The organism is Candidatus Vicinibacter affinis (assembly GCA_016714365.1).
GTDB classification, from domain to species: domain Bacteria; phylum Bacteroidota; class Bacteroidia; order Chitinophagales; family Saprospiraceae; genus Vicinibacter; species Vicinibacter affinis.
In genome coordinates this window covers 2,032,445-2,044,686 of record JADJNH010000005.1, presented here as the reverse complement: position 1 = coordinate 2,044,686, position 12,242 = coordinate 2,032,445, and the positions used below count along the sequence as shown (strand labels likewise).

Below are 12,242 nucleotides of genomic sequence, written 5' to 3'. Positions count from 1 at the left end.
AAATGAATCAATACAATATCCCATTAAAATCTTTTGATGCTATATATTTAATTCATCAAAAATCCAGAATAAAATACTACTTCTGGACATTAATTCTGCTATTGGTATTATTTCTTTTTTTGCCTTGGACACAAAATATAAAAACCATTGGCAATATCACTACGCTAAGCCAAGAACAACGTCCGCAAAAAGTAAATTCACCTATCCCTGGAAAAATCAGCCAATGGAAGATCAAAGAGGGTGATTTTGTAAAAAAAGGTGATACAATTATAATTTTAACGGAAATAAAAGAGGATTACCTGGACCCTAATTTAATCACCAGAACACAAAGTCAAGTTGACGCAAAAAAAGGAAGCATCACTTATTATAAAGGAAAAATAGGTACAACCGAAATGCAAATTGGCAATCTAATACAAGCCAAAAATTATAAAATTCAACAACTGGATAACAAAATTAGTCAAATCAACAATAAATTAGAAGCAGAAAATGCAGAATTAGTCGCCAATGAAAACGAAGTCACATTGCTTAAAAATCAATACGAAAGACAACTTAAAATGTTTGATGAAGGATTGGTTTCTCAGACTCAATTACAACAAAGAAATATACAATATCAAAATGCTGTATCTAAAAAAATAATTACAGAAAATAAAATTGCCCAGACAAAACAGGAACTAATAAATATACGAATAGAAAAAAATGGTGTAGAGCAAGAGTATGCTGAAAAAATAAATAAAGCAGAGGGTGATAAATATCAGAATTTAAGTCAAATCGCCAGTACTCAGGCTGATGTTGCTAAACTTGAAAATCAAGTTAGTAACTACACTATACGAAACGGCATGTACATTGTAACAGCTTCTCAGGACGGTCAAATCGTGCAAGCGAACAAATCAGGTATTGGTGAGATTTTAAAAGATGGGGAGACCATTGCGATTATAGTCCCTACAAGAGTTGATTATGCAATAGAAATGTTTATAAGACCAATGGATTTACCTCTAATCAACATAGGACAGCCTGTTCGCTTTACTTTTGATGGATACCCCGCTATAGTTTTTAGTGGATGGCCGAATGGAAGTTATGGTACTTTTGCAGGAAGGATAACTTCATTTGAAAATGCTATTGGCCCCAATGGTATGTACAGAGTATTGGTAGCAGAAGACAGCTCCATAAAAAAATGGCCGGAACAATTAAAAATTGGAACAGGCGCTCATGGCATCCTCCTATTAAAAGACGTATCCATATGGTATGAATTATGGAGAAATGTGAATGGGTTTCCAGTTGATTTTTATATTCAAAAAAAATATTAACGGAAGACAATAAATGAAAAAATCATTTCTTTTACTCCTGGTCATATTAAGCTCTAATTATCTTTTTGCGCAAAAAGATAGTACTACACTAAATATTGAAGAATTTTTAGAAATTGTAAGGCAATACCATCCTGCGGTAAAATTATCCAACATCGCTATCAAAAAATCCGAAGCAGATATTTTGATAGCTCGAGGTGCTTTCAATCCAATAATCAGCAACATCACTTCAAATAAAACTTTTTTAAATACAGAATATTACAACTATTTCAACCCCAACATAACAATACCTCTTTGGTATGGTGTGGACATCATGGCAGGTGTAGAAAACTTGTCGGGTAATCGCATAGACCCTACCGAAACATTCGGAAAATCAAGTTACTTAGGTATAAGCATTCCATTGATCAAAAATTTAGTCATACAAAAGCGCAGTGCTTATCTTATGCAAGCCAAATTGTATAAAGAAATGACTTATACAGAACAAATAGCTTTGATTAATAACATTATGATGGAAGCTGCCAGTCAATATTGGCAGTGGGTAAATGCCTATCAGAATTATCAGATAGTAGACAAAAATCTTAGTATAAGTTTGCAGCGTTTTGAGATGATAAAAAAAATGTGGAAAAATGGAGAGCGTCCTTCTATAGATACCATTGAGGCGATGACCCAACTTCAAATATTTGAATCTCAGAAAAATGAAAGTTGGTTGATATATCAAAGCGAAAGCATAGCCATGAGTGCTTTCTTGTGGAAAGCCAATAACACGCCATATCAATTACCCGCAAACACCATGCCTCAGCAGGGATGGGAAAATGAATCAAATATTGAAGCGTTTCAGCTCAATCTAACAGACCTAAAGGAATATGCACGACAATTTCATCCTGAATTGAAAATATATAGTCAAAAATTTGAAGTTTTAGGAATTGATAAAAAATTAAAATTTCAAGAATTATTGCCCGAACTTGATTTCAAATACAATCATTTAAGCAAAGGTTACAATGCCTTCAACACCGACGGCATATTTTTTCAAAATAATTTTCAATACGGTTTCAAATTAGAGATGCCATTACTGTTTTCTCAAGGCCGGGGAGAATACAAAAAGGTCAAACTAAAAATCGAAGAAAATAAAATCAATCAGAGTCAAAAATTACAAAATATAGAATTGAAAATTCAAAACTATCACAATGAATTTGTCATACTTAAAAACCAAGTAAAGCTACACAGTGCGATGTTGAGTAATTTTAAGACCATGTTAAAAGCCGAAGAGTCTTTATTTAGGAATGGCGAAAGCTCATTATTTCTGATAAATTCGAGAGAAAATAAAGTTTTGGAAATTGAACGTAAATTAATTGAATTAAAAACCAAATACTATAAAACTATTTATGCGCTTCAATGGAGCACTGGCTTATTGAAATAAAAAGTAAAAACAATATTTGATTTAATAAAACATATCTATGGAATGGTTAATACCTTTACTGTCATTGATTAGTCTTGAAGTAATACTGGGGATCGACAACATAATTTTTATATCTATTTTAGCCGATAAACTTCACGAAAATCAGAGAAACAAACTCAGATTCTGGGGAATTGCCATGGCAATGCTTATGCGACTTGGCCTTTTGGCTCTTATTTCCTGGATTTTAAAATTAGATAAAACCATATTCACGCTATTTGAAGTTGACTTTTCAGGAAAAGGACTTATATTAATTTTGGGAGGCCTGTTTCTTATTTATAAAAGCGTAAAAGAAATTTATTACAAAACCGAAATAAGTAAAGACGACGAACCATTAATTCCAAATAAAGCCAGTTTTAAACGATTGCTTACAGAGGTAATAATATTAGACTTGGTATTTTCTATAGACTCCATTATTACAGCCGTTGGAATGGTTCAAGAACTTTGGGTGATGTATACTGCAGTAATTGTTACTGTAATCATCATGTTGTTTGCATCCAAACCAATAAGTGAATTTATTAGAAAACATCCATCATTCAAAATTTTAGCATTGTGCTTTTTAATGATGATTGGTGTTTCTTTACTTGCTGAAGGGTTTCAATTCGAGATACCAAAAGGATATATCTATTTCTCCATGGCATTTGCTTTCTTGGTGGACATAGTTCAAATGAAAACCGTAAAAAATAAGTAAAATGGAATTACTTCCTGTCGACCTTATCCAGATCAATAACAGTAAAATAAGTGAAATTGACAATGTAATAAAAGCTATCTACAGATTAATCATTTACAGCCGGTATCATTCAGATGATGATCTATTGGATATATATCTAGAAGGTGTTAATAATCTTAAAGAGCAATTAAGTATTAAAAATGCTCAAATGGAGGCTCAAAATGAAGAAGAAGCAAAAGAGTATTTGAAGAACCTTAGAACAACGCTTGATTTTGTGATTGGAGAAATTACGAATCACAATAATTTTGAAAAAGAAATACAGTTATTTCAATTACTTCGACTGGCTTCTCCTGAAACTCATGCCATACATCCCAATCGTTATCGACGCACTCTTGTTCAAATAGGATCTTATATTTGCCCTGAACCTGCTAAAGTACCTCAATTAGTTTCCGAGCTTTTTCACAGGATAAAATCCATAACCAACCCTATAATAAGAGCCATTTACTTTCATCACGAGCTGATTCGCATACACCCTTTTGCTGATGGAAACGGAAGGGTCACAAGAATTGCAAAAAACTGGATGCTAATGTATGATTTATATCCACCTATATTTATAAATGATGCTCCTCAAAAAATAGAATACATTACTACGCTCGGGCATAGTTTCAGAGAACTCGAAAAACACCCTAACAAATGGAATAATTATACCGATGCTTTTTTTGAACAAGAACTTGACCGCTTGTTATTAAATTCCACCATTCTTTATGAAAGCATTAATATTATCGGTTTAAATAGAGAGAAATTAATTAGAGTAAATTAATTACAAAATATAAGTGATTGCCTTTAAAAATTAATATCCTAAATTTTTAAGCAAATAATTTGGTATTCCTTTGAATCAATGCGTTAAATCCTTACGATTGTTGCTTACCATTTTTAACCCGATTTTACTAAAAATTGAGCTTGAGCACTAAAAGCACTTTTTTTATTCAAAAGCTATCAATTCCATCAAAACTAAGCCCGGTAAGGACTCAAGATGATTTCATCATGAGATTTGGCTATTAATCTTTATACTTTAATTTTAAAATCGTGGAATGCAAAAATTGGCTCCTAATTATATTATACCTGATATCATAATTTTTGTAGATTTGGAAAATAAATATAAAACCGCTCAAACAAAACTAACAATTAACCAATTTTTTATGAACATTGTAAAGAAAATTGTGGTCGTCATTGCCTTCATTATCGCACTGCCATTGGTAGCAGCCTTATTTGTTCCTAAACAGTACACCGTTTCTGTCTCCGAAACAATCAACAAACCTAAAAAAGAGGTTTATGATTATTTGGTTTTGCTTAAGAATCAGGAAGAATACAGTGAATGGGTAAAGGCGGATCCAAATCTTCACCCAACCATTTCCGGTATCGATGGCACAGTTGGTGCAAAACAAAGCTGGAACAGCAGGGATGACAATGTTGGAGAAGGTGAACAAACCATCACCGCACTGACTGAAGACAGAATAGATGTTGACATAAAATTCATTCGACCATTTAAGAGCCATGCAAAAGCTGCAAATATTTTTAAGGCCCTTAATGAAAATCAAACCGAGGTGATCAGTGAATTTTATGCAAAGGAGATTTATCCCCTTAACTTAATGTCGTATTTATTTGGTAGAGGTATGATCAAAAAAACTGAAATACAAAATTTAAAAAACATTAAACAGATACTGGAAAGATAACAACTAAGTTTAGGTTCAATCCGGATTATGTATTTAAATCAATCTAAAATCAATTTTTAAGGAGCTTCATACAACGAAATATTCAGATCTGTTGTCATGTGAATGTGTCTGCCGAATTAAATTTAATCCTGCCTTAAACGAAATTAAACAATTAGCTAAAGTCATGAAAGTAAACCGATGTCTGCAATTCTTATTTAGTTTTCTGACTGTTTGCGGATATGGGCAAAACATCTACGATGCCCGCCAGTCAGTATTCTTACAGGCAAAATTAAATGAAAATCCTCCTGCAATTACCCTTAACTGGGTATTGGACACTGCCAATGGCGGCTATACCGTATGGCGTAAATCCAAATACGATGAAATTTGGACCGATAGTCTTGCAGTTTTAGATGCACGTAGTGTTTCCTGGGTGGATAGCTCCATTAAAATTGGGGTTGATTATGAGTATCAAATAATAAAAAGCCTTCCTAAATTTCCATACGGTGACGGCAGTATGAATTCTGGTGCAGGATACATTTATTCAGGCATTAAAGTTCCGGCTATTCATCATCGAGGAGCGTGCCTGGTAGTCATTGACAGTACTTTTAAGCAATTGCTTGCCATGGAAATTTCAAGACTTCTAAATGACCTGGAAGGTGATGGTTGGCAGGCCCAGATGCTTTACGTAAGTCGAAAAGACTCCATTGGCAAGGTAAAATCAGGAATTAAATCATGGGCTCAAAAAAATCCAGATGCTAATCAAGCACTATTTCTTTTAGGACGCGTTCCAGTACCCTATTCCGGAGAAATAGCCCCTGATGGTCACCACAGTGATCACAGAGGAGCCTGGCCCTGTGATGGCTATTATGCAGATCTGGATGGACTGTGGACGGACAGGACAATCAACATTACAACAGCAGCCAGTTCGCGAAATGACAATGTCCCCGGTGATGGAAAATTTGATCAAAACGTCATCCCGGGAAAAGCTCGCCTTCAGGTTGGACGTGTTGATTTTTCTAATATGAGTAAATTCCCGGAATCAGAAGAACAACTTTTGAGAAGATATTTGGATAAGAATCATGACTGGCGAACAGGAAAAATAAATATGGTAGAAAGAGGACTGGTGGATAATAATTTTGCTCCAGATCCAGAGGCTTTAGGTCAATCAGGCTGGAAGAATTTTTCGCCGATGTTTGGCATTTCAAATGTCAAAGACCTAGCTTATAGAGAGACGCTGAGTAAACAATCCTATATTTGGTCTTATGGCTGCGGTGGCGGTGGTCCTGAGAGCGCTTCCGACATTTCCAATACCACAAATTTCACAACAGATTCTCTTCTGACTTTATTTACCATGATGTTTGGGTCATATTTTGGAGATTGGGATTACCCGAATAATTTTTTGAGAGGCGCCATAGCTTCCCGAACCTGCCTGGCCAGCACATGGGGCAACCGGCCGACTTGGTTTCTACACCACATGGCCATGGGCGAACATATTGGTTATGCGACTCAATTGGCCATGAACAACAGGGGACTTTACAATCCTCGATTCTATGGAGGATATGTTTCAACTGCGCTCATGGGTGACCCTACCCTTCGCATGCACATCCTGAGACCTGTAGAAAGATTAATTGCCCTTCAGGATGGACTTAATATTCGTCTGGATTGGCAAGATTCAATTGGTTCAGCAGGATATTTTGTCTATAAAAAATCAAGCGGCGACAGCACATTTAAATTACTCAACAAAATTCCGGTAACCGATCATTTCTTTATCGACCCCTGTGTAGAAAAAGGACCGATAAACTACATGGTAAGAAGCACCGCTCTGAAAACAAGCGCCAGTGGCAGTTATTACAATTTGAGTGCAGGCATTTTTACCTCTATTGTAAGTGACCCTCCAACTTTTTCTCTTGTGGCACAAACCAAAAATGCAGATCCCGGAAAATCCAATGGATCCATTAAAGTAATTCCTCAAGGCGGATGTGCTCCGTACTCCTATAGATGGGATTCCGGTCAAACCACTGAAGAAATTATTGGATTAACTCCTGGAAAATATTGTGTCACAGTAAGTGATTGCATGGGGTGTAATACTTCAGATTGCGCAAGCATCACCGTCAGCAACGGACTTGTAACGCTCCCAGGCTTGCTTAAATCTAAACTATATCCCAATCCTGCGGAAGACCATATTATTTTGCATCTGGAATTTGAAGCATCTGTAGAAATTCAAATTTTCATTTACAACCTTCAAGGCAAAATATTTTCCCAACAAATTTGCAACGGCAAAGAGCTTGATTTAAAATGGGATACAAGGACTTTACCTGAAGGACTTTACTGGCTTACCATGAGAAGTGCCCAAGGACATATAACATTGCCTTTTGTAAAAATCGAATAAATTTTAAAAGTAACAATCATCTTTTCAGATTTCCATTTATCTATTTGTTCTAAATGAATAGAAATAACTTTTAAACATTAAATGGTTTATTTTAAAACCATCCATTTTTTAGTCAGTAAACCTTTATTCGTTTTCAACACAACAAAATAGAGACCCTGATCAAGTGAGGATAAATCCAACGAAATATCGGCCTGGTTAGAATTTAGCTTCCACTCATGGACAGTTCTGCCCATCGCATCCGTTAAATTTAAACTAAAGGAAGTTTTCTGATCAAATGTGAGAAAAATTCTTCCGTGTTCTTGCACAGGGTTGGGTAAAATCTCAAAACTTTCCAAGCCAGAAACATCATTTGTTGCCGTTACATCTCTGACCTCAAAAGGACCAAAAGATTTCTCACAACCATTGGCATCTTTGACCCGGAGGCTATAGCTGCCCAATGCAAGCCCTTGAATATGCTCAGTCGTCATCCCATTTGACCAAAGAAATTGATAAGAAGGAACGCCCCCTGAAACCTCAAGGCTGATACTTCCATTTGGAAGGCCATCAGTAGCCCCTGCAATTGACAGGTTGCCATATAAAATATCTGTCGCTTGTCCGACACTGAATGACTTTTGGATAATCGCCCCCAAAGCATCTTTCACCTCTACTGAGTAATTTCCTTTGCTAATATTTTTTAATTCGGAGCTTGTTGAACCATCACTCCAGACATATGAATATGGAGGGGTTCCTCCTTGTACGGTCAATTTGATAAAGCCATCGTTACCTCCATAGCAACTTACATTTCTGATTTCCCAGGCACCTAATGAAAGTATGCTGGAACTTGCCAGAACAATGTTCTGACAGCTTTCGGCAACGCCACATTCGTTTTCAATTTTGAGACAAACTTTGTACTCTCCTTCTTTTGCATACTGGTGTGTTGGATTTTGCTCAGAACTTGTAGTCTGATCACCAAAATCCCATGCCCAGGATTTAGCAATTCCTTTTGACTCATCCCTAAAGTTCAAGGTGAGTAAATCCCTGTTATAATTAAATGCTGAGACCGGAGTGGATTGTTCCAAAACTTTAAACTGTTCAAAATTTGTACAGGTATTTTCCTTATTTCTTAAAACCAAATCATAGCTTCCACCTTTGTTTACAGTCAATTGCTGATACTGATTTCCGGATACGATGTGCCCGTCGGAAGTCGTCCACTGGTATTCCAATTTACCCGCTGGAAGTGATGCCGATGCGTCCAGAACAATTTCAGGATGAATACAACTCACATCTTTGATTTGGGCTAATACAATGGAAGGTTTTGTGACGTCCTCCGCAATACTAACTGACTCCACGCTGAGACAGCCATTGGTTTTATTTTTAATTTCAATAACATAGGTACCAGGCTTATCTACCAAAGGTTGCAAGCCATCTGCGCCTGAGACAATATGTCCATCATTGGTAATCCAATCAATTTCAAAGTTGTTTCCGAAATCTGAATTCAAGGCATTAATGTCCAAATTTCTTACGGTACAATTCAAATTGCCATTTGTCTCAATTTGAATTTGTGGATATACTTTATCTTCTTTTATTACGACTGTATCTTTTGACAAACACTGATTGACTGTATCCTGAACATTGAATACAAAATCTCCACCAGCACTCACCAGGATGGTTTTGGAAGTATCTTTAAATCCTCCATTCAATTTTGTCCAAAAGTATTTTGTATGTGTACTGAGCGTAGTCCCGGAAAGAGTTCTGTCGGGCGTATTGCAATCCACCAGTCCGTCCCCTGTGGCTTTAACATCCGGATACACCCGTATATCCTTTACTTCCACTGAATCAGAATTTTCGCACCCATTGATAAGATTTTTCACTTTAAGGACATAAACTCCCGGTTTGTCCAAGGCAATTTGCAAAGTGTTGTGGTCTCCCAGAATTTTTCCTTTTCGAGTAGTCCAGGTATAAGTAAAATCAGAACCTTGATCAGTTCCAAAACCATCCAGAAAAACAGTGTCTCTGCCGCAATATATGTTTGTATTAGCCCCTGCTTCTGTAACAGGCTTATGGGTAGCATCAACGGTTATCTGATCTGTAAACAAACAGTTTTTTGAGTCCGTTACTTTTATGTTATAAGTACCACCTGACAAATTATTAAAAACTGAGGTGGTTCTTTTTCCAAAACCAATGTCATACGAATATGGCTTCGTCCCACCACTTGCTGTTATGGCAATGAAGCCATTCTTGTTGTCACAGGATTCATCTCCCTTCACTGGAATGGCCGTCAACAAAGGCGGTTCAGAAATACTGTAGGTTTTGGTAATGGTACAATTGGCTGCGTCAGTCACTGTAACGGTATACAATCCTGCCGGAAGCCCTGAAATTAAATTGGAGGTCGCCCCATTACTCCAGCTATAAGTGTAAGATGGAGTGCCATAGGCGACTTGAATAGTGATGTCTCCTTTGGATTCCCCGAAACAAATATTATTGGTTTGTTTTTGACTGGTGATGGCGACTCTTTTTGCTGGCCCATCAACAGTCCAGGGGCCATAAGATTCAAAGTAACCATTTTGATCGGTTACCGTAACGGAATAAACACCACCCGGAATGTTTATCAAATCTTCCGTTGTTGCACCGTTGCTCCATTTAAATTTCAATACCCCGTAACCTCCGGTAGGGTTAAGATTGACTTTTCCATTGTCTCCGCAAGTAGAATGATTGACACTACCGGTAGCATCCAATGTAAAACTATGGACAATCCAATTATAATATTCGCTGTAACTCCGGTTTTCAATTTCCCAGGTCCTGAAATCAGGAGAAATTACGTATAGGGTAGGAAAATAATTGATGTTGTAATCATTCATAACCGACCCGCCATTGCTGGCTGTAAGATTTGCGATCTGGTAAGGGGTCCCTGCTACCCAATTTCCCCAGGTGCCACTGCCTGTACAGCCTGAAGGGCCATAAAGACAATTGGTGTTGGTGGCAAAATCACCTTCCAGCATATAAACATTGGTCAATGAACTTAAATTCGCATGTACACTTTCCAGTACTCCACTGTTGTGAAAGGACCAACATGGACCACACCATGTTGCCATAATATCCAGACAAGCAGATTTTCCTCCCGCCATGGAAGCATGCAAACTGATGGTGTTTCCATTGATGTCCTGCACAGTAATATCCGGCGCCGGACTACCATTGGCTAATTGACAAAATGAAATATTTAAAAAAGATATACTGAATACAAATAACAGAATAATATTCTTCATGACTACATTTTACAGTCACAATATACGAAGAATAAAAATCATCCCATCAGGACACTTAAGACTCCTGAATACAAACATATTACTTGGTAAAAACGAATGGAATTATATCCAGATCAATGACGTCGCATGTTTTGCATTTGCTTCATCATGTTGCCCATCCCATTGCCTTTGCTCATCATGAACATCATTTTCCTCATCTCTTCAAATTGCTTCATAAAGGCATTGACCTCATGGATGGTTTTCCCGCAACCTTTGGCTATACGGGTCTTTCTGGCCATGTTTAGCAAATCAGGATTGGCCCTTTCCTTAGGAGTCATAGACTGTATGATGGATTCGACTTTTTTAAATGCATTGTCATCTATATCAATGTCCTTAACCATTTTGCCAACCCCCGGAATCATTCCCAACACACTCTTAATGTCCCCCATTTTTTTGATCTGATTAAGCTGAACCAGAAAATCGTTGAAGTCAAACTTATTTTGTTTGATTTTACTTTCGATTTTTTTGGCTTCCTTTTCATCAAACTGCTCCTGGGCTTTTTCTACCAAGGATACAATATCTCCCATCCCCAGAATTCGCTGGGCCATACGATCAGGATAAAAAATATCCAGGGTGTCCATTTTCTCACCTGCAGAAACAAATTTAATTGGTTTGCCAATGGTATACTTAATGGATAAAGCTGCTCCACCACGGGTGTCTCCATCAAGTTTAGTAAGCACTACTCCATCGTAGTTGATTCTTTCATGAAATGCAAGAGCTGTATTCACCGCATCTTGTCCGGTCATGGAATCCACGACAAACAAAGTTTCGGAAGGCTGAATGGTATTTTTAATATTCTCAATTTCAGCCATCATCTCCTCATCCACTGAGGTACGTCCCGCCGTGTCTATAATTACTACATCCAAACCATTGGCCTTGGCATGAGCAATAGCTCTTTGAGATATTGAAACCGGATCTTTGCTCTCCGGATCTTTAAAGATCTCCACGCCCACTTGTTCTGCCACTACGGTCAATTGGTCAACAGCGGCAGGGCGATAAACGTCACACGCAGTCAGGAGGACCTTTTTATTCTTCTTGGTTCTTAAATACAACGCAAGCTTACCGGAGAAAGTCGTCTTACCGGAACCCTGCAGACCAGAAATAAGAATTACTGCCGGATTGCCATTCAAATTAAGTCCTGCCGCTTGTCCACCCATGAGTTCAGTGAGCTCATCCATCACGATCTTCACCATGAGTTCACCTGGTTTGACCGAAGACAGTATGTTGCGGGTTCCCATTGCCTGATCCTTCACTTTATCAGTAAACTCCTTGGCAATCTTATAATTGACATCTGCGCCAACCAAGGCCCTGCGGATTTCCTTGATGGATTCTGCTACGTTAAGTTCAGTTAACTTTCCTTCACCCTTAAGGCTCTTGAAGGCTAATTCGAGCTTTTCATTAAGATTTTCAAACATGATCTTTCAATTGAAGCTGCA

Annotated in this window: 8 protein-coding genes; 6 read left to right on the top strand and 2 right to left on the bottom strand. The window is 37.4% G+C overall.

The annotated features are described in order from the left end of the window. The first annotated feature begins 2 nt into the window (after positions 1 to 2). The 6 genes from IPJ53_08045 (at position 3) to IPJ53_08020 (ending at position 7,525) form a co-directional block, all read left to right on the top strand. Positions 3 to 1,304: an HlyD family efflux transporter periplasmic adaptor subunit gene (locus IPJ53_08045; GenBank protein ID MBK7799049.1), complete on the top strand. Its 1,302-nt coding sequence runs from the start codon at positions 3 to 5 to the stop codon at positions 1,302 to 1,304. A gap of 13 nt (positions 1,305 to 1,317) precedes the next feature. Further along, the gene (locus tag IPJ53_08040; GenBank protein MBK7799048.1) at positions 1,318 to 2,718 is read left to right on the top strand and encodes a TolC family protein; all 1,401 of its coding nucleotides are present in this window, start codon (positions 1,318 to 1,320) and stop codon (positions 2,716 to 2,718) included. A 37-nt stretch (positions 2,719 to 2,755) separates the two neighbouring features. Beyond that, positions 2,756 to 3,445 carry a TerC family protein gene (locus tag IPJ53_08035; GenBank protein MBK7799047.1) on the top strand — a complete coding sequence of 230 codons (690 nt, stop codon included), beginning with the start codon at positions 2,756 to 2,758 and terminating at the stop codon, positions 3,443 to 3,445. 1 nt (position 3,446) lies between these two features. Further along, the gene (locus IPJ53_08030; protein MBK7799046.1) at positions 3,447 to 4,244 is read left to right on the top strand and encodes a Fic family protein; all 798 of its coding nucleotides are present in this window, start codon (positions 3,447 to 3,449) and stop codon (positions 4,242 to 4,244) included. A gap of 379 nt (positions 4,245 to 4,623) precedes the next feature. Beyond that, complete coding sequence (locus IPJ53_08025) at positions 4,624 to 5,157, top strand: SRPBCC family protein (GenBank protein ID MBK7799045.1); 534 nt, start codon at positions 4,624 to 4,626, stop codon at positions 5,155 to 5,157. A 163-nt stretch (positions 5,158 to 5,320) separates the two neighbouring features. Beyond that, positions 5,321 to 7,525, top strand: coding sequence for a T9SS type A sorting domain-containing protein (locus IPJ53_08020; protein ID MBK7799044.1), 2,205 nt, complete (start codon positions 5,321 to 5,323; stop codon positions 7,523 to 7,525). 86 nt (positions 7,526 to 7,611) lie between these two features. Here the strand turns inward: IPJ53_08020 and IPJ53_08015 are convergent, their stop codons facing one another. Beyond that, positions 7,612 to 10,767, bottom strand: a complete 3,156-nt coding sequence (locus tag IPJ53_08015; GenBank protein ID MBK7799043.1) for a T9SS type A sorting domain-containing protein — start codon at positions 10,765 to 10,767, stop codon at positions 7,612 to 7,614. 113 nt (positions 10,768 to 10,880) lie between these two features. Then, positions 10,881 to 12,221: a signal recognition particle protein gene (gene ffh, locus IPJ53_08010; GenBank protein MBK7799042.1), complete on the bottom strand. Its 1,341-nt coding sequence runs from the start codon at positions 12,219 to 12,221 to the stop codon at positions 10,881 to 10,883. Between the last annotated feature and the right edge of the window lie 21 nt (positions 12,222 to 12,242).